We start from the raw sequence: 21,227 nt of genomic DNA, 5'->3' as shown, positions 1-21,227 counted from the left end.
TATACGCAAAATAAAAAGGGCAAAGATGAACGCGAGAAATTTCCTAGAAGAGCACAATATCAAGGCTACGACGTTTCGCATAAAGCTTGTTGAAATTTTACAAAACGCCAAAGCACCGCTAAGCTATGATGAAATTTTGCAAATTCTTGATGCAAACAAGACGACCTTTTATAGAAGTATGGAAATTTTCGAGAAAGAAAATCTCATCATAAAAACCGAAAACAACCACAAGAGCTACTACGAGCTGGCAAATGAAGCCAAAGCCTACTTCATCTGCGACGTCTGCCACAAGGTGACAAACATCGATATGCCCCACCTAAACGTCGCTAAAAATATAAAAAGTGCCGTGATAAAGGGCGTTTGCGACGAGTGTGATCATGAGTAAAGCGCTATGATCTCAGCTGGGATCGCTTTTGGGCGGTTTGTCTTTAGATCGATATAGACAAACTCGGTCTTGCCAGTTGCTATTAGCTCGCCATCCTTTTTAAACTCAAAATATCTGCTCGAAGTGGCCTTGCCATCGGCCTGCGTGTAGGTGTGAATTTCTATCTTATCCATCAGCTTTGCACTCTTTATATATTTTGCTTCATTTTTTCTAATGAGCCAAATTTCACCCCTTTTATACTGCGCCTCGACCGTGTCGCCAACTGCGGCAGAGTGGGCAAATGCGGCCTCTTGCATAAGCGTGAAATAGTAGACATTATTCATATGTCCGTGCATGTCGATGGCTTGTGGCGGGATAGTGACGTGATATATAAAATCTCTCATTTTTGACCTTTTTTGCTAAAATTATAACCAAAAAGAGGAGCTAAAATGCAAAATTTATGGGATAAAAAGGCGTCAAACTACCAAAGATTTGACGGCAAGATCAGCGCTATCCAGCAGCAAATTTATAGCAAAGCTTTGGCTTGGGGGATAGACTTTAACGGCAAAGAAATTTTAGATATAGGCTGTGGAACGGGCGTTTGGAGTATATTTTTATCAAAAACGGCTAAACATATAACAGGCATTGATAGCTCAGAAAAGATGATAGAAATTTTAAACGAAGATGCAAAGAAATTTGGCGTGACAAATTTAAGTAGCGAGGTTTGCTCGTGGAGAGAATTTAAGCCTAAAGGGCACTTTGATATCGCTATTTGCACGATGAGTCCAGCGATTGCAAACGACTGGGACTTTGATAAATTTCAAAACTGCGCCAAGCAAAAGCTCTATCTTGGCTGGGACAAGCCTAGAAGCTCTGACCTACTTGAGCCATTTTTTGAAAAATTTGGCCGCACGCTCTCGCAAAAAAACGTAGTAGATAGGCTTGAAGCGTGGCTAAATGAGCAAGGCATCGCTTATAAGAGTGAAATTTTAAACGAAACTAGGATCGCTAGACGAAGCGTGCAAGAAGCTGCTGAAAATATCTGCTGGCACCTTGAGATAAACGGAGCTAAAAACTACGATGAAAAGGCGGTTTTAGCGATGTTAAAAGAGAGATTTGACGGCGAGTTTATAGATGAGAAAATTGACTCTCAAATGAAGCTTTTTGTCTTTTAGGGCTTAAATTTAGAGCAAATTTGCTTGCCAAATTCGCTAAAAATGACGCCAAAGATGATGAGCGCGGCTCCAAAAATTTGCCAGATACTAAGTATCTCGCCTGCAAAAAAGTAGCCAATGAACCCTGCAGAGACTGGCTCTAGGCAGAAAAACAAGGCCACCTTGCTAGCGGTCGTATATCTTTGGGCGATCGTTTGGACAAAGTAGCAAAAAATGGTGCCAATCACCGTCGTGATAAATATCGCTATGAAAAATTCTCTATCAAAATTTGGCACGATACTGCCCTGAAAAAGCGCGAAGATAAGCGAGAGCAGGGCATTTGTGAGAAAGACCACAAAGACAAGCATATAAAGTTCACTCTTTCTTACAAAGTGGCCATTTAGCGTCGTGTAAAGTGCGTAAAATATGGCGCAAACAAGCGCTAGTGCCTCGCCAGCCCCAAGTGCGAGCGTGGCGCCACTTAAGAGCCAAAGCCCAAAGATAGCGACGAGTGCGCCTAAAATTGCAAAAATACTTATCTTATTTTTAAAAAACACCGCCGCCATAAAAGGGACTATCACGCACTCAAGCCCCGTGATAAAGGCGACGCTCGAGCTAAATGTAAGCTTTAGGGCGTAAGTCTGCGTGGCAAATGACAAAAACAGCACCGCACCAAGGATAACGCCGTAGATGACGCTCTTTTTGTCAAATTTCTTAGCAAATTTAAGCGCGACAAAGCCCATAAAGATAGATGAGAGAAAAAACCGGCAAAAAAGCATGACAAAGACGCCATTTGTCTTTAGCGCGTTTGCCATGGGTAAAAACGTAGCGCCCCAAACGATGGCAACTACGATAAGAGCGATGTCAGCTTTGTTTTGAGCGCTTAAATTTCTCATTTAAAGATCGAGTCAAGCACCTTTTTGCCGCTATCTAGGCTAAAGCCGCTTCTTAGCCCCTTTTCCTTCTCGCTCATCACGTTAAATAGCCCATCTAGCGTCTTTCTCGTGATATATGCGTTTAGGTCTTCGCCGTCATCTGGCACATATTCGCTTGCGCCTAAATTTTTAGCTAGGCTTTTGACTGATTTTATCGTTTCGTTGTTTTTTACTGAGCCGCCGATGAAAGAATTTAGCCCATTATAGGCAGTCGCAAAGCTATTATCGCTCATCATTTTCTCAATTATCGGTGTAAATGCCGCCTTTAGCTTTTGGCTGGAGCTTTTCTCTAAATACTTCGTAACGCTGTCGCTACCGCCGTTAAAGAGCTTTTTCACGTCAGCCTCGCTCATATTTTTTATGCTCTCGCTAAAAATTTCAGCAGCCTTTGGCACGGCCGTGGTCGCAGCGTTGTTTATCGACTTGCTAAGGTCTTGCGCCCACTTCTCGCCGCCCACTTTTTTGGCTAAATTTGACGCCATTTCAAGGCTTTTTGGGAGTGGGATTTTAGCTGTGGCGTTGTTTATAAAGCCCTCTTTTGAAAGCTCGCTCACAGCAGCATTTAGTGCCTCGCTAACTAGACTTTTGTAGTCGCCGCTTGATGCGTGAGTGGCGATTTTGACGCCTTTATTTATCATATCATCCATGCTTGCGGCTTGTAAATTTAAAGCAAGCGCGCCACAAAGAATAACAAGAGATCTTTTCATCTTCTCTCCTTTTTTAAATTTAAAGCAAAATCATACAAAAAATATCTAAACGCTTAAAATAAATTTAATATTTTTGCACTAGAATTCACCCTTTTTTGAGGGGAATTTATGCAGCTTTTACTTCTTAGCTTCGCTCTTAGCATGGATAGCGCGGCTCTAAATATGGCAAACGGCGCAAGGTATAAAAGCCTTGGCTTTGGCAAAATTTTATTTATCGCTTTTATGCTTGGCTTTTTTCAGTTTCTCATGCCGCTTCTTGGCTATTTTCTAGGCATTAGCTTTGCTAAATTTATAAGCTCTATCGATCACTTCATCGCATTTTTTATACTTTGTTTTCTTGGCTTTAAAATGCTAAAAGAGGCCTGTAGTAGCGAGGCTAGCGAGTCCTTAAGCATGGATATTAAGACCATTTTTGTGGGTGCATTTGCCACGAGCATCGACGCACTCGCCATCGGTGTCACACTTAGCTTTGAGGCGGTTAGTATATTTGAGAGTGCGCTCATCATCGGCGTAGTCTGCTTTGTACTAAGCCTAGCCGCCTTTTACATCGGTAAATTTATGGGTGAAATTTTAGAGAAAAAGGCACTATTTTTAGGTGGAGCGATACTTATATTTTTAGGCTTTAAAATCCTAATCACCCACCTGCTAGAAGAGGGAGTGCTCTAAATTTCTATCTCTATGCCAACTGGACAGTGGTCGCTGCCAGTGATCTCTGGCAGGATAAAGGCGTCTTTTAGCCTATCTTTTAGCCCTTGTGAGATGAAGAAATAATCAATCCTCCAGCCGACATTTTTCGCCCTTGCGTTAAAGCGGTAGCTCCACCACGAGTAAGCGTCCGCAACGTCGCCATTTACAGCTCTAAATGTATCTATAAAGCCACTTTTTAGCACCTCATCTATCCACGCGCGCTCGATAGGCAAAAAGCCAGAAGTTTTGGCATTTGCCTTTGGATTTTTAAGGTCGATCTCGCGGTGAGCGGTATTTACGTCGCCGCAAAATATCACCTCTTTGCCGCTTTTTACAAGCTCTTTGCAGTAAGCTAGAAATTTCTCGTAAAAGTCCATCTTGTAAGCTAGTCTCTCATCGTCCTTTTGGCCGTTTGGAAAGTAGATGTTAAAAAGCACGATATCATCAAATCTATGCTCCAAAACTCGCCCCTCCGTGTCGTCAAAAAAGGCCGCTTTTTGCGTTTGCACGTCAAATTTAGCAAGGCTCATCACGCCAGAGTAGCCAGCCCTTGCGCCTGAGTTGACACTGATATCTTTAAAGCCAAGGTTGTAAATTTCTTTTGGCACGTCATCTTCTTTGACCTTGATCTCTTGAAGTCCCAAAAAATCAGGCCTAACCTCATCAAGCCAGCCAAAGCCATCTTTTGCCACGACTGCGCGCAGACCATTTACGTTCCAGCTAATAAGTTTCAAATTTCATCCTTTTTTTAATTATAATTATGCCAAAAATCACAAAAAGGAAAGTTATGAGAAACCAGCCAACGTATAAATTTTTTAAAAATTTTGGCTACGCAAGAGAGGGTTTGGCTGAAATTTTTAAAAACGAGAAGAGCTTTCGGATAGAAATTTGCATATTTTTGGTAGCTACGATCTCGCTATTTTTTTGGAAATTTGACCTTATTTTTAACCTATTTTTGATCTTTAGCATGGCATTTGTGCTAGTTTGCGAGTGCCTAAACTCTGGCCTAGAGCGAGTGACTGATCTTGCAAGCCCAGACTATCACGCCCTAGCAAAAGCGGCAAAGGACGCTGGAAGTGCGGCTGTGATGATCGCAAATTTCTTATGTGGCACGCTTTGGTGCGTGGCTGTGTGCTATAAAATTTGGAGCTAGCGTGAAAGAGCAAATTTATAAGGCGCTTCTTGGCGAGAAAAAGGTAGAGATCATAAATTTACTTTGCGAGCTAAGCGATGAAAATGGCTTTATCGTGCTTAAAATTTCAGAAATTTGCGAGAAGCTAAATGTGAGCAAACCAACCGTGATAAGCACGTTTAAGCTACTTGAAGAGAAGAAAATTTTAGAGCGAGTAAAAAACGGAGTTTATAGATTTAAAAATTTATAGTGGCAAGCAAATGCCTGCCACCTCTTTCTAGCCGATAGTCTCAGCAGCGATCATACCAAATGTCAAGCAATCAGTTATAGCCACTGATCCTAGGCGGCTTGCTCCGTGAACGCCACCAGTGATCTCGCCAGCTGCATATAAATTTGGTATAGGCATAGCTGTTTGAGAGTTCATGACTTGGGCTTTTGTGTTGATATTTAGACCGCCCATTGTGTGGTGAACTTTTGGCGTGCCACGCTCTGCGTAAAACGGCGGAACTGAGATATCAATGCCCTTTGTCGTAGTCTCAACAACTGGCTTGCCAAAGTCCTCATCAATGCCTTTTTTGACAAATTCGTTGTATCTTGCGACTGTTTTTTTGAGCTCATCAACTGGGATCTTATACTCAGCTGCCAAAGCATCAAGTGTGTCAAATTTCTTGCAAATTCCAGCTGCGATAGCCTTTTCATAGTGAGCTGGAAGCATGTGAGGAAGTGCTCTTGAATCGCAGAAGTTGATAGGGAAATTTTTATCGTCTTCGCCCTTTTCATGGATGACTTTAAACATCGCTTCAGTTCTTGTCCTGCGGTCAGCTAGCTCGTTCATGTAGCGTTTGCCAGTTCTTGGATTGACTGAAATTCCAAACGGAAAAGCGCCATTTACGTTAAACATCGATCCCACGCCAAAGCCTGTCTCATCGGCACATCCCCATGGTCCATACTGGATCCAGCTTGGCTGAACTGGATAAGCGCCCGCTCTAAATGCTGCTAGAAGCGCGCCTGCTGTTGAGCCTGGTTGGTTTGTCGAGTCTGTCTCAGGTGTGATCCTTGGATCTTGAAGGCGTCTAAAAATTTTATCTCTACAAAAGCCGCCAGCTGCTAGCACAACGCCCTTTTTGGCTTTTATATATTTTGTATCGCCGCCTTTGTTTTCGACGTCGTCACTCATCAAATTGCCATCAAATTTGTAGTTTTCTCTGACGATGACACCCACAACTGCACCCTTGTCGTCAAAGACAAAATCATCAAATTTTGTCCTTTTTTTGATCGATGCGCCTTCTAACTTTTCAAATGTCGCAGTCATAGGAAGCACGATGCCAGCGCCGCTGCCAACTTCTGTTTGAAGACTTCTTGGCACTGAGTGACCACCTGCGTGAGTGATCTGATCGATATATTTTGCACCACAATCAAGTGTGAGTTTGTATGCGTCTTGCGCTCTCTCGCCGATCTTTGCCAAAAGATCAACGTGGTTGATGCCGCGGCCTGCTTTCAAGCAGTCTTTGATAAATAGCTCTGTGCTATCTTTGATGCCAGCTTTCTTTTGCATGTCACTATTTGGAACGGCAAAGATACCGCCGTTGATGACAGAGTTGCCACCTGTGCGGCCCATCTTTTCGATCAAGACGACTTTGTTGCCTTTTTTGGCTGATGTGACGCCAGCAGCAAGAGCTGCAAAGCCTGAGCCGATGATGACTACGTCATACTCCTCGTCCCATTTGACATCTTTTTCGTTCATTGGGCTTGCCATTAAATTTGTAGCGCCCATGCCAAGTGCTGTGGCTCCGATAGCGCTAAATTTCACAAAATCTCTTCTAGATAAACCTGAATTTTTCATGCTCTCTCTCCTTTGAAGTAAGATATTCACTAACTAGATTATACGACTTTTTTATTAAAATAGTCTAATTAGTTTTTTAAATTAAACTTTATTAAAGCTAAGTGCGATTAGAGCGTAGTTTGGTAATATTTATTGACACTATTTTTATTCAAATTTGACTTTATATTTACGCTATATAGGCAATTAAAGTAAATTTGGCATAAAGTTTGGAGAATTTATTTTTTAAATTTGAGAAAAATAAATATTAATCAAATTTTTGTTTAACTAAATTTATAAAGGAAATTTGGGTTTATTTTGGGTATTAGCTTAAATTTAAATATTAGTTTAAAGAGAGAGTCGGAGCAAATTTGCTCCGAAAAATTATTTAACACCAACTATGATTTGAGTTGCTTTGATGATAGCAGTTACTTTGTCGCCTGCTTTTAAAGCCAAATTTTGAACTGACTCTCTTGTGATGATAGCTGAAATTTTGCTGCCATTTGCATCAATGATAACCTCAGCATTTACAGCGCCGTCTTTTATCTCGCTAACAACGCCTTTTATTTGATTTGTTGCGCTAAGCTTGATGCTGTCGTCTTTTGAAACGATAACGCTTGAAGCTTTGAATAAGAATATAGCTTTTTTACCAACTTTAAGATCAAGAGCTTTTTCGCTATCAACTGTAATAGTTGCTTTTAGCACCTCGCCACCTGCTAGTTTGCCAGCTATTAACGAATTTACCGCACCTGTTCTTACTTCTGATATCTCAACATTTAGTTGATTTCTTGCACTTAGTGACATATTTTCTCCTTATTTTGATTTAATGTTTGGGTATTATAGAGTATTATTATTAATGCGAACTTATGATCAATTAATAAAATTTTTTAATATCACAAGTAAAGATTTATAATTTACCAAAGCCCAAAATATCGCATAAAATGAACTAAAATCTAAAAATTTAATTTAAAATATTTTTGAAAAATATATTGAATAAATATTATTTTTTATTATAAAACAGACAAACTAAGATTGTTTCAAGATCAGATGACTTTAGATCTTAGTTTGTAGATTTTTGATTTTTAGTGATTTAGTAAGAATTTATAAATTTTGCGCTTAGATGCCAGCTTCAAGCATAGCTTCTGCTTGATAGTGAGTGATAAGCGGCTCGATGATCTCGTCAAATAATCCCGCTGCCATGATCGCATCAAGGCGGTAAAGTGTTAAATTTATGCGATGATCGCTTATGCGGTTTTGCGGGTAGTTATAAGTTCTTATCCTGCCTGAGCGGTCTCCAGTGCCGACTTGACTCTTGCGCTCGCTAGTCTCTTTAGCAAGCCTCTCTTGCTCTTGCATCTCGTAAAGTCTAGCTTTTAGGACCTTCATCGCGGCTTCTTTGTTTTTGTGCTGGCTCTTGCCATCTTGGTTTGTGACAACAAGTCCTGTTGGTATGTGCGTGATCCTAACGGCACTATCAGTTGTATTTACCGACTGACCGCCGTGACCCGAGCTTCTCATAACATCAACTCTTATATCGTTTGGATTGATCTCGATCTCGCTGTCTTCGACCTCTGGCATGATGGCCACAGTCACAGCCGAGGTGTGCACCCTACCCTGGCTCTCAGTCTCTGGCACACGCTGAACTCTATGTGTGCCACCTTCAAATTTTAGCCTTGAATAAGCGCCTTTGCCCTTTATGAGCACGATGATCTCTTTAAAGCCGCCAGTGTTGCCCTCGCTTTGGCTAACGATCTCAAATTTATATCCACGAAGTTCTGCATATCTGATGTAAGCGTTAAAAAGATCTCCAACAAATAGTGCAGCCTCGTCACCACCAGTGCCTGCGCGAATTTCTAAGAATATATTTTTGTCATCGTTTGGATCTTTTGGAAGAAGTAAAATTTTGATCTCTTCTTCAAGCTTCTCTCTTGAAATTTCTAAATTTTTAAGCTCATCTTTTGCAAGCTCACCAAGCTCAGAGTCCTCAAGTAGGGCTTTGTTCTCGTCGATGTCGTTTAGAATTTGTAGATATTTTTTTGCAGCAATTGCGACTGGTTCGATAGATGATTGCTCTTTTGAGAGCTTTGTCATCTTTTCGATATCGTTTGCTATATTTGGATCGCTTAGAAGCGTAGAAATTTCATCATAGCGATCCAAAAATGGATGAAGTTTATCAGCAAACATTAAAATTTAATAGATTAAACAGCTTTTAGAGTATTTACTAATTGAGCAAGGCGACTAACGCGACGAGCAGCAGTTTGTTTCTTCAAAAAGCCTCTACTTACGAAGCTGTGGATGCTTTTGTTAGCAACTTTTAAAGCTTCATTTGCAGCATTTAGATCTTTAGCTTCTACAGCTACACGCACTGCTTTTGTGATGTTTTTAAGTCTAGTGCGGTAAAATCTGTTTCTTTCTGTTCTTTTTATAGTTTGTCTAGCTCTTTTTTCAGCAGATTTATGGTTTGCCATAATATACCTTTTTTGATAATTTTAGTCCGTGATTATATGAAAAATATATTTAATTGTAACTGAATTTAAGTCAGCTTTAAAACAAATAAAATTTTAGATTTTAAATTTGATAATTTCTGATAAAATAGCACCATTTTATAATAAAAAGGATAAATTGATGAAACTTTTTGGAACAGACGGAGTTCGTGGTAAGGCTGGCGAAAAGCTTTCAGCTCAAACATCTATGCGCCTTGCAATGGCTGCTGGAATTTACTTTAGAAAGACCTCAGCGACAAATGTGATTTTAGTCGGAAAAGATACTAGAAAAAGTGGCTATATGATAGAAACTGCCATCGTTGCAGGGCTAACTGCAGTTGGCTACAACGTCCTTCAAATAGGCCCTATGCCAACACCTGCGATCGCATTTTTAACAGAAAATATGCGCTGTGACGCTGGCATAATGATAAGCGCCTCACACAACCCATACTACGATAACGGCATCAAATTTTTTGATAGCTTTGGCAACAAGCTTGATGAGACGATAGAGGCCGAGATAGAAAAAATCTTCTACGACGATGAGCTTATCGCAAATGCCCAAAAAACGATGACAGAAATCGGTGCAAACAAGAGGATCGACGATGTTATCGGCAGATATATCGTCCAGATCAAAAATTCATTCCCAAAAGAGCTAAATTTAAAGAATTTACGAGTAGTTTTAGATGTGGCAAACGGAGCTGCTTACAAGGTCGCGCCAACTGTATTTAGCGAGCTTGGAGCTGATGTCATCGTCATAAACAACGAACCAAATGGTAGCAACATCAACCAAAACTGCGGCGCACTTCACCCAGAAGATCTAGCAAGCGAGGTAAAAAGGCTTCGTGCTGACATCGGCTTTGCATTTGACGGCGATGCTGATAGACTTGTCGTTGTCGATGAAAACGGCGAAGTTGTGCATGGAGATGCGATACTTGGCTCACTTGCAGCATTTTTACACGAACAAAAGGCACTAAAAGGTGGAGCCATCGTGGCTACGGTGATGAGTAATGCCGCACTTGATGACTATCTAAAAGCTCACAAGATCAAGCTACTTCGCTCAAACGTAGGCGATAAATACGTGCTTGAGATGATGAAAGAAAATGGCATAAATTTTGGTGGCGAGCAAAGCGGTCACGTCATATTTAACGACTATGCTAAGACTGGCGACGGCCTTGTTACTTCGATGCAAGTTGTCGCGATGATGCTTAAAAAAGGCAAAAAAGCTAGTGAAATTTTTGGTGAGCTAAAGCCGTATCCACAAATTTTACTAAATTTAAAAATCACAGAGAAAAAGCCGCTTGATAAGATAGAGGGGCTAAAAGAGCTTGAGGCTAACCTCGCAAAAGAGGGCATAAGATCGCTCTTTAGATACTCTGGTACTGAAAATTTGATCAGACTTTTGCTTGAAGGTAAAAATCAAACTTTAGTTGAAAAACGCATGGATGAAGTTGAGAAATTTTTTGTAAAAGCCCTAAATGCGTAAAAACTTAATTAAATTTTTTATCGCGTTTTTTCTCATTTTTATCGTTGATCAAGCGATAAAGATGATATTTATAGATGGTTTTTCGTGGGAGGGCGAGTTTTTCTCGCTAGTTCTTACATATAATAAGGGCGTTGCATTTTCGATGTTTGCCTTTTTAGATGAGTGGCTTAAATTTATCCAGATCGCCCTCATTTTAGGCGTTTTTGTCTATCTAGTCGTTGAAAAAAAACTGCTTTGCTCGCATGCCATTTGGCTTGGAGCTTTGCTAGGAGCTGGCAGCTCAAATATCACAGATAGATTTATCCATGGCGGCGTCGTGGATTACGTCTTTTGGCACAAGTGGTTTAACTTTGCGGTCTTTAACTTCGCTGATGTGATGATTGATCTTTGTGTCGTGATGATACTTTGGCAAAGTTTTATAAAAAGGAGAGAGAGTGGGAAATAATATCTACGTCGCATACGCGCTTTGGCTACTTACTGGCTGGCTTGGAGCACATAGAATTTACCTTGGTAAATTTATCACTGGCTTTTTGATGATGGGACTATTTTTCGTTGGCTACTCTACGTTTTATTTCATTATAGGCATACCATTTTTAATAATTTGGGGCATTTGGTGGCTTATAGATGCATTTTTGGTTGGCGCTTATGTCGAGAAAAATTTACAAAAAGTCGAGCTAAAAGAGAGACTAAAACTAAAAGATAAAGAGGACGACTTAAAAAGGCTTTACGAGCTTTTTGAGAGTGGTGCGATCAGCAAGGCTGAATTTGAAGCTAGAAAAGAGATACTTTTTAGATAAGGAGACGTTATGGCAGAATATTATCTTTACTTAAAATACCTCCACTATTTGTTTTTCATCTCGTGGATGGCAGTGCTGTTTTATCAGCCAAGGCTCTACGTTTATCACGTAGAAAATATGGACAAGCCAGACTTTGTAAAAGTGGTTGAGGTGATGGAGTATAAGATGTATCACTACATCGGCTGGGTCGCACTAATCGGCTCATTTGTCACTGGCATTTTGATACTTATCGCGATGCCTGATCTTATAAAAACTGGTCACATCCATGTCAAAATTTTAGTTGTCATCTTAATGGCTATCTATCACCTAGACCTTGGACGCTACATGAAGCAGCTCAAAGAAAAGCGCTGTAACAAAAGTGGCATCTTCTTTAGAGCTTACAACGAAGTGCCAACTATCGCGATGCTCATCATCATCTGGGTAATGATAGTAAATCCATTTTAAAGGAATTTGATGAAGAAATTTTTAGCATTTATCGCTTTGCCGGCGCTCTTGCTCGCAGCAACTCAGTATTTTGAGCCGATGCAGATAAAATTTGACAACAGACTCTACTCTCTAGCAGGCTCAGCCAAGCCTGTGCCAAATTTATTCACGCAGGAGTACTTGCTCCCTGGCGAGAAGATAGATAGTTTTAGCTACATGCTCTCGCTAAATACCCTTAAATTTGACGCTACACCAGAGCAAGCGGTCGAGCAAAAGATAAATGATCTAAAAGAGTTAAAAGCAAAAGGGCTAAAAGTGGCTTATAAAAAGGGCTCGCTCGCAAATGAAATTTATCTTGATATCACGATATTTTCAAACCTAAATGGCACTCCAACAGCCGAGCACTCGATATATCGCTACACCAAACAAGGCGGAAATTTAGTCCTTTTTACCATCCAAAGGCGTGCTTATAAAAAAGAGGGCATTCAAAGATTTGCTACAAATTTCACGATCGAGTCGCAAGACTTTAGCAAAAAAGCCCTAGCCACACCTTTCCCACAAATCATCAGCAAATAAAGAAATTTGAGTGTAAATTTAGCCTTTACACTCAAATTTTAAAACCAGACTTAACAAATTTATCTAAAAATAAAACGAATAGTTATATGATAAGAAAAACTCAAAAAGGATAGCCTATGATACATAAAATTCTTATCGCAAATCGTGGTGAGATCGCAGTTAGGATAGTCAGAGCTTGTAGGGATTTACACATCCAAAGCGTAGGAATTTACACAGCACCAGACAGCGAGTGCTTACACGTCAGGATCGCTGATGAGGCCTATCAAGTGGGTGAAGATCCGATCAAGGGCTATCTTGACGCCAAAGCTATCGTAAAGCTTGCTAAAGAGTGCGGGGCTGACGCGATACACCCAGGATACGGCTTTTTAAGCGAAAACTACGAATTTGCAAAGGCAGTTGAGGATGCTGGGCTCATTTTCATCGGTCCAAAGGCTGAAGTCATCAAGAAAATGGGCGATAAAAACATCGCTAGATATCTGATGAAGAAAAACGGCATACCGATAGTTCCAGGCACTGAAAAGCTAAATGATGAGAGCATGGACGCCATAAAAGAGCACGCTAGACGCATCGGCTATCCAGTCATCTTAAAAGCAAGCGGTGGTGGTGGTGGCCGTGGCATCAGGGAGGTCTGGCAAGAAGAAGATATGCAAGATGCCTTTGAATCATGCACCAGAGAGGCAAAAGCATACTTTAACAACGACGAAGTTTTTATGGAGAAGCTTGTTGTCAATCCTCGCCACATCGAGTTTCAAATTTTAGGCGATAACTACGGCAACATCATCCACCTTTGCGAGCGTGACTGCTCTATCCAAAGGCGCCACCAAAAGATCATCGAGATCGCACCTTGCCCATCGATTAGTGAAAATTTAAGAAAGATCATGGGCGTGACTGCGGTCGCTGCTGCAAAGGCTGTGGGCTACTCAAACGTAGGAACGATCGAGTTTTTGCTAGATGACTACAACAACTTTTACTTTATGGAGATGAACACTCGTATCCAAGTGGAGCACGGCATCACCGAAGAGATTACCGGCCACGACCTAGTCGTTAGGCAGATAAGGATCGCTGCGGGTGAAATATTAGAGATCGAGCAAAGCGACATCAAACCACGCGGCTACGCGATAGAGGCGAGGATCACAGCTGAGAATGTCTGGGAGAATTTCATCCCAGCACCAGGCACGATCGAGGGCTACTACCCAGCTCTTGGCCCATCTGTGCGCGTCGATAGCCACGTCTATAAAGACTACACCATACCGCCATTTTACGACTCACTTATCGCAAAACTAATCGTCAAGGCGACTGACTACGATCTAGCGGTAAATAAGCTTGAAAGAGCACTTGAAGAATTTACCATCGAGGGTGTGCGAACGATCATCCCATTTTTGCTAACGATCAGCAAAAGTAAGGAGTTTAGAAGAGGATTTTTCGATACTAGCTACGTCGAGAAAAACTTAAAAACTATCCTTGAAAACACCTATGATGATATGAACAAAGAGCCAAATGACGACCTAGAAGAGGTCATCGTAGAGGCGATAAAAAGATATAAGAAGAAGAGATAAATTTATCTCTGCTACGGCTTTGGCGATAAATTTCGCCAAAGCTAAATTTCCGCACAAACTGCGTAAATTTTAGCTCCGTCATTTGCCACGGCATAGAGCCTGCCACCGCTTGCTAGCATGATCTGATCTGCGCTAAGTCTAAATTTCTCAAACTCTATCTCTTTTAAAAGTAAGCCATCTTTGGCGCTTATCAAAACTGGCTTATTTTTGCGGTTTGCGAGTAAAATTTGATCCTTGACCCAAACAAAATGCTCCGTGCCACTGGTTTTAAACTTAAACACCACATCGCCACTTTTTGCATCCACGGCGTATAGATCTCCGCCCTTGCCAGCGGTGCCAAAGTAAAGCACCCCATCATTCAGGCAAACTGGCGTGTAGAGATATGCGCCAAGCTTTAGCCGCCAGATGGTCTTGCCTATCCTTGCGCCCTGCTCTTTGGGCGGCAAATTAGCGTTTAAATTTTCATCTTTTGCTTCGCAATTAAACACTGCACCACCCAAAATTTCTTTGCACTCCATCATAAATGGCGAGCTCATTCGCACGCAAAAACCATCAAATTCATACGTTTTAGCGTCGTTATATATCTCTTTTATGGGCTCATTAGCAACGCCGAGCTCGCTCATATGCCCGTTATCTATCTTTATAAGCTTTGCAGGGGAGTTTATGTAGCCCTTGTAGTATCTAGTATTTAGCACGAAGTAGCCATTTTCTGGGTAGCAACGCGCATTGCTGGCTATGAAAATTTCGCTTTGTTTATAAGCAAGCGTTGATCTTTTATGCTCGCTAAAGTCGCGTGAAAATGTATCTAGTAGCACGTAGTTTGGCGTTAGCTTTTGAGCTATCTCTAACTCGCTAGGCACCCCAAAAGCAAAATGCACAAATGCAATGCGCTCGTTCATCTCGTAAATGCCAGTTACGCCGTGCCCGCGAAACTCCACGCCAGGCATATCAAGAGGATATGATCTAACCACGCTAGCTCCTTAAATTTATGGCGATTATAACCCAAATTTCAAAGCGCACTGGGCTAAATTTGATAAAATTTGCCAAAATTTATCAAATTTAAGGACCGATATGTTTTTAAAACTAGATGAGATCGCTAGAAAACTAGATCAAATTTTCTTGCCGCTAGAGCAAGATGGTATAACTGGTATGAGGCTTTTGCCGCAAAAGGATGATTTGGAGTTTATACAAGTGCAAAATAGCCTTGGCGTAAATTTCCCAGCTAAATTTACAAAGCTTTTAAGCAAATTTGACCTTGGCAACTTTGAAATTTGCAATGTCAGCTTTGGCTGTAGAGGCGACTACGCGAGCGAACTAGTGCGCCTAAACAGCGTAGATGAGTTTGGTGGCAAATGGTGGAGTGGTGAGGCTCGTCCAGCAAATTTGATAGTTTTTGCCGTGGGTGATCCTTGGATATTTTTGCTTGATTGCGCGAGCGGTGCGGTCTATGCGTGGCTACTTGAAGATGAAGAGCTTTGTAGCAGGCGCGTTGCGAGCGACTTTGAAAAATTTTTCATAGCGCTTGCTAGCACCTATATAGCAAGGCTAAATGATGAAGCCCTGCCATCAGCCCAGCAAATCCTAAATTTTGTCCAAGCAGACGGCGTGGCACTTGATTTTTGGCAAGAGATGGCGCAAATTTAGTAAATTTTATAAATTTATCCTAGCAACCAAAGCAAAAACCACTTTTTATAAATTTAGTTTCGATATGTAACACTCATTGCCCAAAATAAAAATATTAAAATATCTTTAAATAAAAATTTTTTCTAGCCGAGTTAATATTTAACTACAAAAAAAGGAAAAAGGAGCAAAAATGAGCGAGTACATCGAACAAACGATGGAGTGGATAAAGAAGACCAACCCAGGTCAAGGCGTCTTTGTCCAAGCTGCGACTGAGGTTTTAAACAGCCTAGAGCCGCTTATCAAAAGAGAGAGCAAGTACCAAAAACACGCGATCCTAGAGCGCATCGTCATCCCTGAGCGCACGGTGATCTTTCGCGTGACATACACGGGCGATGATGGCAGACCAAAGGTAAATAACGGCTACCGCGTGCAGTTTAACTCAGCCGTTGGCCCATACAAAGGCGGTCTAAGGCTCCACCCAAGCGTCGATCTTGGCGTGCTAAAATTTCTTGGATTTGAGCAAATTTTCAAAAACTCGCTCACTGGCGTAAATATCGGCGGCGCAAAAGGCGGCAGCACCTTTGATCCAAAGGGCAAGAGCGAGAGCGAGATAATGCGCTTTTGCCAAGCATTTATGAGCGAGCTTTACCGCCACATCGGCAACACCGTGGATGTGCCAGCAGGCGACATCGGCGTGGGCGCTAGAGAGATCGGCTATATGTTTGGCCAGTATAAAAAGCTAACTGGCAGATTTGATGGCATCCTAACTGGCAAGGGGCTAAACTGGGGCGGCAGCCTAGCGCGCACAGAGGCCACTGGATACGGACTAGTATATTTCACTCAAAACATGCTAAAAAAAGCTGGACTTGATCTAGAGGGCAAAAAATGCAGCGTCAGCGGTAGCGGAAACGTCGCCATCTACACAGTCGAAAAGCTCTATCAAGCAGGCGCACTGCCTATCACCGTCTCTGACTCAAACGGATATGTCTATGACGCTGAGGGCATCGATCTAGCGGTGCTTAAAGAGCTAAAAGAAGTGAAGCGCGCTCGCCTTAGCGAATACACCAAATTTAGACCAAACGCAAAATATGTAAGCGTGAGCGAATATAAAGAGGGCAGAAACGGCGTCTGGGACGTGCCATGCGACGGAGCCTTCCCATGCGCGACACAAAACGAACTTCACCTAGCCGACATAAAAGTGCTTTACGCAAATGGCTGCCGCTTCGTGGCTGAGGGTGCAAACATGCCAAGCACGCTTGATGCGATAAATTTCATGCTTGCGCAAAAAGACTTTCACTTTGCTCCAGCAAAAGCAGCAAATGCTGGCGGCGTAGGCACAAGCGGACTTGAGATGATGCAAAATGCTGGCATGACTTCGTGGAGCTTTGAGGAGGTCGATCGCAAACTTCATGGCATCATGAACCACATCTTTGAACTAAGCTACGAAACAAGTAAAGAGTTTGGAGATGAGGGCAACTTGGTGCTTGGCTCAAATATCGCTGGCTTTAGAAAAGTGGCTGATGCGATGATAGATCAAGGATATGTGTAAGCCAATTTGACTTTGTAAATTTACGTCCAAGCTAAATTTGGACGTAAATCAATATAAGGCTGGCTTGGTTTAGCTAAAAGAGGATTTTGCCTTTTGCACGGCAAATTTTACTAGCAAGCTATCAAATTTACGCTAGCTTGAAGTATTTTGTGCAGCGTTCGTTTTGACAAATTTTTGCTGGCGTGGCGAATGTGGGTGTGGGTCTGAAGCTTGGCTAAATTTTCATCAGGATGGTGAGTAGATCGCTATTTTTAGATCTTTTAGCAGAAATTTTGCTAAAAGATCTGATATGACGGCAAATGGTGGAGCGGCGGGGCTCTTATAGTAGAATTGAAAGTTTTTGCTGTGGATGTTTTTGCTTGATTGCACGAGTGGTGCGTTCTATGCGTGGCTACTTGAAGATAAAAAGCTTTGTAGCAGACGCATTTCTAGCGAAAAATTTTCATAGCACTTGCAAATTCGACATAGTAAGGTAAATGACAAAATCTTACCAAAAAGCGAGCAAAACCTAAAATTTCTCAAGCAGATAAAAAAGTACTTTTTTTGACAAGAAACGGCTTGTCAAATTTAGGCTCGCTCCATACTAAAATCTCTTTTATAAATTTAAAACACAAACAAGCAAATTTCTTACTAAATTTAGCCTAAAATCGCACATGCACCATAAATTTACAACTCGAAAGAAGTTATCAAATTTACTCCAACAAGGTGGCTTTACCCAGTCAAATTTCAGCACAGCATCCATGCGAGCGATAAAAAATAGAACAAATTCCAGCAAGCAAAAATTAAAATTTTATAAATTTAAGCTATAAACAAAGAAATTTCTTGCTAAATTTAGCTCCAAATAAAATAAAAGCAGCCAAAAGATTTGCAAAGGGCACTTATTAAAGCTATATTTCTCTCATCAAGTTCAGCAACCTATTAGATGAAATTTAGCTCACGGCACTCGCACACGCACCATAAATTTATAAACTCACAAGAAGTTTAAATTTACTATAATAGGCTGCGTTTGCTTGGTCAAATTTCAGCAAAGCACTCACGCAAGCGATAGCAAATGATTAAATTTTGCTAAATTTAAGCTACAAATAATCAAATTTCTTACCAAATTTAGCCTGCAATTAGACAAAATTTGGTTTAAAACACCCACGCAAACACTTAAATTTACAAACTCACAAACCACATCAACCGCAAACGCCATAGCGTAAATTTAGCAGATATAAAAATGAGATTTTTTGAGAAATAGTTATTTATAAGTTTTTGTATTAAAAATTTAGTAAAAGAGCAAGCCCTGGCCTGCTCTTTGTGAAGAATTTAACCCTTTTTTGGAGTTACAAGCATATTTACATAACGACCTTCTATTATAGGCTCTTTGTCGCGGTCAGCCTCATCTTTGATCATCTCCCAGACCTTCTCAAGCATGGCTACGCCAGCCTCTGGGGTGCTCATCTCGCGACCCTTTAAAAATACACGAAATTTAACGTGTTTGCCATCTTGCAAAAACTCGCTTGCGTGTTTAACCTTGTAGTTTATATCGTTTTGGGCGATCTTGACAGAGAGTTTTATCTCTTTTATCTCGATGGTTTTTTGCTTTTTCTTGGCCTCTTTTTGCTTTTTCTCTTGCTGATAGCGAAATTTACCATAGTCCATTATCTTGCAAACTGGTGGCTTCGCGTCTGGCGCTATAAGCACTAGATCAAGCCCGAGCTTATTTGAGATCTCTAAAGCCTCTTCTCTTGAGATGACACCGTATGCTGTGCCATCATCCCCTACACATCTTACCTCTCTCGCCCTTATGTCCTCATTGAGCAATACTTCATTTTCCTTACTCAAAAATGTACCTCACTAAGTTTCTCCTTCGTTAAATTTATAAATTCCGCCAAGCTCATATCGCTCTGCGTTCTAGCCTGTCTGTCGCGCAATGCAACGCTCTTGTTCGCTACTTCGTTGTCTCCTAGCACGACTATCATAGGCACCCTTTGTTTTTCTGCCGTTCTTATTCTCTTATTTAAACTCTCATTTTTACTTGCGATCTCGCTATCGACGTTGATCTTTCTTAGCTCGCGTGAAATTTCTTTTGCATAGTCTAAATGCGCGTCGCTAATAGGCACGATGACGACTTGCGTTGGAGCTATGAAAAATGGCAGCTCACCAGCAGTGTGCTCAAGTAAAATTCCTATAAATCTCTCAAAACTGCCAAGCAAGGCTCTGTGAAGCATTACAGGGCGCTGTCTTTCGTTATTTGCATCGATGTAGCCTAGATCAAAGCGCTCTGGCAAATTAAAATCAACCTGGATCGTGCCGCACTGCCACTTTCTCTTAAGTGCGTCAGTTATCTTAATGTCGATCTTTGGTCCATAAAATGCGCCGCCGCCCTCGTCGATGCCGTATTTAAAACCGTTTTCATCAAGAGCTTCTTTTAGCGCTTTTGTAGCAGTTTCCCAAATTTCATCGCCACCGATAGCTTTGGCTGGCTTGGTTGAAATCTCCATCTCATAATGAAAGCCAAAATTTTCCATTATCGTGCCAGCAAATTTTAAAATTTCTAGGATATTTTCTTTTATCTGGCTTGGCATACAAAAGATATGTGAGTCATCTTGTGCAAATTCACGCACCCTGAAAAGTCCGTGAAGCACGCCGCTTTTCTCATGGCGGTGAACGACGCCGTATTCAAAAAATTTAAGCGGGAGATCGCGGTAAGAGCGGATGTCACTTTGATAAACTTTGATGTGACCAACGCAGTTCATCGGCTTGATGCCATACTCTGTCTCATCGATCGTTGTAAAGTACATATTTTCTTTGTAGTTTGCGTAGTGGCCGCTTCTTCTCCACACGTCAGCCTTTAAAAGCTCAGGACCACGCACTGGCTCGTAGCCGCGGTCGCGGTGAGCTTTGTATAAGAGCTGCTCTAGTTTTGATCTTAAGCGTCCGCCATTTGGTAGCCAGATAGGCAAACCGCCACCCACTTCTTCATCAAATGTAAATAGCTTCATCTCGACGCCAAGCTTTCTGTGATCGCGCTTTTTAGCCTCTTCGATGATGCGGATGTGCTCTTTTAGGCTCTCTTTGTCTGCGTAAGCTGTGCCGTAAATTCTAGTTAGCATCTCGCGGTTCTCATCGCCGCCAAGATATGCGCCAGCCACGCGTGTAAGCTTGAAGAATTTTAAAAATTTAGTATTTGGCACATGTGGTCCGCGGCAAAGATCTTCAAAATCGCCTTGTGCGTAGCTGCTCACTTCGCCATCTGGAATTCTTTTTAAGACCTCTTGTTTTAAGTCGTCATCTTTAAATTTATCGCTCATATTAGCTTTGGTTGAGCAAGTTTTAACTATGTCAAATTTCTTCTCAGCAAGCTCTTTCATCTTATCTTCGATCGCTGCTAGATCGCTCTCGCCTAGCTTCGTGCCCTCATCATCAACTCTAAAATCATAATAAAATCCATCTTCTACGTTTGGTCCGACAAAGAATTTTGCCTTTGGATAGAGTGACTTGATAGCTTGTGCCATGAGGTGCGCACAGGAGTGTCTGATAACGTGTAGTGCCTCTTTTGAGTTGTCAAAATAGATAGGCTCAGCACTACTCTCACGCCCTGCGATACTTTGAGTATCGACTATTTCGCCATTTAGTTTGTATGCGATGATATCGCTCATTGTTTTTCCTTATATCAAATTGTCTTTTTTACGATAAAAGAACGATTAAGGATTTTATCGAAATGGGCTTTAAGCTAAACTTAATAATTGCTAAGCAAATTTTTATAAATTCTTTTTAAATTTAGTAAAATTTGAGCCAAAATTTTTAGATTTTAAAATATATTTTTTTATATAAAGATAAATATCCCTAAAATATGCATATTTTATCAATATAATTTATTATACTTTAAGATTATCCCTGATAATATTTGCTCCTGAAATGAATTTAGTAATTTCTCGTCTTTGCATTACTTAA

24 protein-coding genes are annotated in these 21,227 nt (G+C 41.2%); 13 read left to right on the top strand and 11 right to left on the bottom strand.

All coding sequences use genetic code 11. From position 1 onward, the window contains the following. The first annotated feature begins 25 nt into the window (after positions 1-25). On the top strand, positions 26-385 hold the full coding sequence (locus tag CVT14_RS00560; protein WP_107849431.1) for a Fur family transcriptional regulator: 360 nt from the start codon (positions 26-28) through the stop codon (positions 383-385). Here the strand turns inward: CVT14_RS00560 and CVT14_RS00555 are convergent. Then, complete coding sequence (locus CVT14_RS00555; RefSeq protein WP_107849430.1) at positions 376-768, bottom strand: acyl-CoA thioesterase; 393 nt, start codon at positions 766-768, stop codon at positions 376-378. The genes CVT14_RS00560 and CVT14_RS00555 overlap by 10 nt on opposite strands. A gap of 45 nt (positions 769-813) precedes the next feature. On the opposite strand from CVT14_RS00555, the gene CVT14_RS00550 reads away from it, so the two are divergent. Beyond that, a complete protein-coding gene (locus tag CVT14_RS00550; protein ID WP_107849429.1) occupies positions 814-1,539 on the top strand; it encodes a class I SAM-dependent methyltransferase in 726 nt (241 codons plus the stop codon). Here the strand turns inward: CVT14_RS00550 and CVT14_RS00545 are convergent. Further along, entirely contained in the window at positions 1,536-2,414 is an 879-nt protein-coding gene (locus tag CVT14_RS00545) for a DMT family transporter (RefSeq protein ID WP_107849428.1), read from the bottom strand. The two genes, CVT14_RS00550 and CVT14_RS00545, sit on opposite strands and share 4 nt — an antisense overlap. Continuing rightward, the gene (locus CVT14_RS00540) at positions 2,411-3,160 is read right to left on the bottom strand and encodes a DUF4197 domain-containing protein (RefSeq protein WP_021088817.1); all 750 of its coding nucleotides are present in this window, start codon (positions 3,158-3,160) and stop codon (positions 2,411-2,413) included. The genes CVT14_RS00545 and CVT14_RS00540 overlap by 4 nt, the downstream gene beginning before the upstream one ends. A 108-nt stretch (positions 3,161-3,268) precedes the next feature. Between CVT14_RS00540 and CVT14_RS00535 the strand changes: the two genes are divergently transcribed. Continuing rightward, positions 3,269-3,826 (top strand): manganese efflux pump MntP family protein, encoded by a 558-nt coding sequence (locus CVT14_RS00535; RefSeq protein WP_021088756.1) that lies wholly within the window; start codon positions 3,269-3,271, stop codon positions 3,824-3,826. Here the strand turns inward: CVT14_RS00535 and CVT14_RS00530 are convergent. Beyond that, positions 3,823-4,581, bottom strand: coding sequence for an exodeoxyribonuclease III (locus tag CVT14_RS00530; RefSeq protein ID WP_021088740.1), 759 nt, complete (start codon positions 4,579-4,581; stop codon positions 3,823-3,825). The genes CVT14_RS00535 and CVT14_RS00530 overlap by 4 nt on opposite strands. 53 nt (positions 4,582-4,634) lie before the next feature. Here CVT14_RS00530 and CVT14_RS00525 point away from each other — a divergent pair, with 53 nt between their 5' ends. Next, positions 4,635-5,000: a diacylglycerol kinase gene (locus CVT14_RS00525; protein WP_107849427.1), complete on the top strand. Its 366-nt coding sequence runs from the start codon at positions 4,635-4,637 to the stop codon at positions 4,998-5,000. A 1-nt stretch (position 5,001) separates the two neighbouring features. After that, positions 5,002-5,229 carry a winged helix-turn-helix domain-containing protein gene (locus tag CVT14_RS00520; RefSeq protein WP_107849426.1) on the top strand — a complete coding sequence of 76 codons (228 nt, stop codon included), beginning with the start codon at positions 5,002-5,004 and terminating at the stop codon, positions 5,227-5,229. A gap of 27 nt (positions 5,230-5,256) precedes the next feature. Here the strand turns inward: CVT14_RS00520 and CVT14_RS00515 are convergent, their stop codons facing one another. The 4 genes from CVT14_RS00515 to rpsT form a co-directional block, all read right to left on the bottom strand. Continuing rightward, positions 5,257-6,822: a flavocytochrome c gene (locus CVT14_RS00515; RefSeq protein WP_107849425.1), complete on the bottom strand. Its 1,566-nt coding sequence runs from the start codon at positions 6,820-6,822 to the stop codon at positions 5,257-5,259. 360 nt (positions 6,823-7,182) lie between these two features. Continuing rightward, positions 7,183-7,602, bottom strand: coding sequence for a TOBE domain-containing protein (locus CVT14_RS00510; RefSeq protein ID WP_021086663.1), 420 nt, complete (start codon positions 7,600-7,602; stop codon positions 7,183-7,185). Positions 7,603-7,914: 312 nt separating this feature from the next. Beyond that, entirely contained in the window at positions 7,915-8,982 is a 1,068-nt protein-coding gene (gene prfA / locus CVT14_RS00505; protein ID WP_107849424.1) for a peptide chain release factor 1, read from the bottom strand. Positions 8,983-8,996: 14 nt separating this feature from the next. Continuing rightward, complete coding sequence (gene rpsT / locus CVT14_RS00500) at positions 8,997-9,266, bottom strand: 30S ribosomal protein S20 (RefSeq protein WP_107849423.1); 270 nt, start codon at positions 9,264-9,266, stop codon at positions 8,997-8,999. A 157-nt stretch (positions 9,267-9,423) separates the two neighbouring features. Between rpsT and glmM the strand changes: the two genes are divergently transcribed. The 6 genes from glmM (at position 9,424) to CVT14_RS00470 (ending at position 14,116) form a co-directional block, all read left to right on the top strand. Then, on the top strand, positions 9,424-10,764 hold the full coding sequence (gene glmM, locus CVT14_RS00495) for a phosphoglucosamine mutase (RefSeq protein WP_021088803.1): 1,341 nt from the start codon (positions 9,424-9,426) through the stop codon (positions 10,762-10,764). Then, positions 10,757-11,209: a signal peptidase II gene (lspA, locus tag CVT14_RS00490; RefSeq protein ID WP_107849422.1), complete on the top strand. Its 453-nt coding sequence runs from the start codon at positions 10,757-10,759 to the stop codon at positions 11,207-11,209. The genes glmM and lspA overlap by 8 nt, the downstream gene beginning before the upstream one ends. After that, a complete protein-coding gene (locus tag CVT14_RS00485) occupies positions 11,199-11,561 on the top strand; it encodes an NINE protein (protein ID WP_087583388.1) in 363 nt (120 codons plus the stop codon). The genes lspA and CVT14_RS00485 overlap by 11 nt, the downstream gene beginning before the upstream one ends. A gap of 9 nt (positions 11,562-11,570) precedes the next feature. Continuing rightward, the gene (locus CVT14_RS00480) at positions 11,571-12,005 is read left to right on the top strand and encodes a CopD family protein (protein WP_004317437.1); all 435 of its coding nucleotides are present in this window, start codon (positions 11,571-11,573) and stop codon (positions 12,003-12,005) included. A 9-nt stretch (positions 12,006-12,014) separates the two neighbouring features. After that, positions 12,015-12,560 (top strand): hypothetical protein, encoded by a 546-nt coding sequence (locus CVT14_RS00475; protein WP_021088832.1) that lies wholly within the window; start codon positions 12,015-12,017, stop codon positions 12,558-12,560. Between the two features lie 116 nt (positions 12,561-12,676). Next, positions 12,677-14,116 (top strand): acetyl-CoA carboxylase subunit A, encoded by a 1,440-nt coding sequence (locus tag CVT14_RS00470; protein WP_004317286.1) that lies wholly within the window; start codon positions 12,677-12,679, stop codon positions 14,114-14,116. A gap of 41 nt (positions 14,117-14,157) precedes the next feature. Here CVT14_RS00470 and CVT14_RS00465 read toward each other — a convergent pair whose 3' ends face one another. Next, the gene (locus CVT14_RS00465; RefSeq protein ID WP_103606595.1) at positions 14,158-15,087 is read right to left on the bottom strand and encodes a PQQ-binding-like beta-propeller repeat protein; all 930 of its coding nucleotides are present in this window, start codon (positions 15,085-15,087) and stop codon (positions 14,158-14,160) included. A 100-nt stretch (positions 15,088-15,187) separates the two neighbouring features. Between CVT14_RS00465 and CVT14_RS00460 the strand changes: the two genes are divergently transcribed. After that, positions 15,188-15,760: an SMI1/KNR4 family protein gene (locus CVT14_RS00460; protein WP_021088708.1), complete on the top strand. Its 573-nt coding sequence runs from the start codon at positions 15,188-15,190 to the stop codon at positions 15,758-15,760. A gap of 169 nt (positions 15,761-15,929) precedes the next feature. Then, positions 15,930-17,288, top strand: a complete 1,359-nt coding sequence (gene gdhA / locus CVT14_RS00455; protein WP_107849421.1) for an NADP-specific glutamate dehydrogenase — start codon at positions 15,930-15,932, stop codon at positions 17,286-17,288. 1,308 nt (positions 17,289-18,596) lie between these two features. Here the strand turns inward: gdhA and infC are convergent. Both infC and thrS read right to left on the bottom strand, forming a co-directional pair. Continuing rightward, positions 18,597-19,115 (bottom strand): translation initiation factor IF-3, encoded by a 519-nt coding sequence (gene infC, locus CVT14_RS00450; protein WP_087586816.1) that lies wholly within the window; start codon positions 19,113-19,115, stop codon positions 18,597-18,599. Continuing rightward, positions 19,112-20,932 carry a threonine--tRNA ligase gene (gene thrS, locus CVT14_RS00445; RefSeq protein ID WP_107849420.1) on the bottom strand — a complete coding sequence of 607 codons (1,821 nt, stop codon included), beginning with the start codon at positions 20,930-20,932 and terminating at the stop codon, positions 19,112-19,114. Before thrS ends, infC begins: the two co-directional genes overlap by 4 nt. Positions 20,933-21,227: the final 295 nt, after the last annotated feature.

The organism is Campylobacter concisus, from assembly GCF_003048445.1.
Lineage (GTDB): Bacteria > Campylobacterota > Campylobacteria > Campylobacterales > Campylobacteraceae > Campylobacter_A > Campylobacter_A concisus_BF.
Note: the sequence above shows the minus strand (reverse complement) of the source record. Positions and strands in the feature narration are given on the sequence as shown.

What these genes read in the sequence shown, in the direction of transcription:
- CVT14_RS00525 (WP_107849427.1), top strand. Translation starts at nt 4,635, where the DNA reads ATGAGAAACCAGCCAACGTATAAATTTTTTAAAAATTTTGGCTACGCA.
- CVT14_RS00555 (WP_107849430.1), bottom strand. Translation starts at nt 768, where the DNA reads ATGAGAGATTTTATATATCACGTCACTATCCCGCCACAAGCCATCGAC.
- CVT14_RS00540 (WP_021088817.1), bottom strand. Translation starts at nt 3,160, where the DNA reads ATGAAAAGATCTCTTGTTATTCTTTGTGGCGCGCTTGCTTTAAATTTA.
- CVT14_RS00510 (WP_021086663.1), bottom strand. Translation starts at nt 7,602, where the DNA reads ATGTCACTAAGTGCAAGAAATCAACTAAATGTTGAGATATCAGAAGTA.
- rpsT (WP_107849423.1), bottom strand. Translation starts at nt 9,266, where the DNA reads ATGGCAAACCATAAATCTGCTGAAAAAAGAGCTAGACAAACTATAAAA.
- CVT14_RS00475 (WP_021088832.1), top strand. Translation starts at nt 12,015, where the DNA reads ATGAAGAAATTTTTAGCATTTATCGCTTTGCCGGCGCTCTTGCTCGCA.
- glmM (WP_021088803.1), top strand. Translation starts at nt 9,424, where the DNA reads ATGAAACTTTTTGGAACAGACGGAGTTCGTGGTAAGGCTGGCGAAAAG.
- prfA (WP_107849424.1), bottom strand. Translation starts at nt 8,982, where the DNA reads ATGTTTGCTGATAAACTTCATCCATTTTTGGATCGCTATGATGAAATT.
- lspA (WP_107849422.1), top strand. Translation starts at nt 10,757, where the DNA reads ATGCGTAAAAACTTAATTAAATTTTTTATCGCGTTTTTTCTCATTTTT.
- CVT14_RS00545 (WP_107849428.1), bottom strand. Translation starts at nt 2,414, where the DNA reads ATGAGAAATTTAAGCGCTCAAAACAAAGCTGACATCGCTCTTATCGTA.
- CVT14_RS00560 (WP_107849431.1), top strand. Translation starts at nt 26, where the DNA reads ATGAACGCGAGAAATTTCCTAGAAGAGCACAATATCAAGGCTACGACG.
- CVT14_RS00470 (WP_004317286.1), top strand. Translation starts at nt 12,677, where the DNA reads ATGATACATAAAATTCTTATCGCAAATCGTGGTGAGATCGCAGTTAGG.
- thrS (WP_107849420.1), bottom strand. Translation starts at nt 20,932, where the DNA reads ATGAGCGATATCATCGCATACAAACTAAATGGCGAAATAGTCGATACT.
- CVT14_RS00550 (WP_107849429.1), top strand. Translation starts at nt 814, where the DNA reads ATGCAAAATTTATGGGATAAAAAGGCGTCAAACTACCAAAGATTTGAC.
- CVT14_RS00515 (WP_107849425.1), bottom strand. Translation starts at nt 6,822, where the DNA reads ATGAAAAATTCAGGTTTATCTAGAAGAGATTTTGTGAAATTTAGCGCT.
- CVT14_RS00480 (WP_004317437.1), top strand. Translation starts at nt 11,571, where the DNA reads ATGGCAGAATATTATCTTTACTTAAAATACCTCCACTATTTGTTTTTC.
- CVT14_RS00460 (WP_021088708.1), top strand. Translation starts at nt 15,188, where the DNA reads ATGTTTTTAAAACTAGATGAGATCGCTAGAAAACTAGATCAAATTTTC.
- CVT14_RS00535 (WP_021088756.1), top strand. Translation starts at nt 3,269, where the DNA reads ATGCAGCTTTTACTTCTTAGCTTCGCTCTTAGCATGGATAGCGCGGCT.
- gdhA (WP_107849421.1), top strand. Translation starts at nt 15,930, where the DNA reads ATGAGCGAGTACATCGAACAAACGATGGAGTGGATAAAGAAGACCAAC.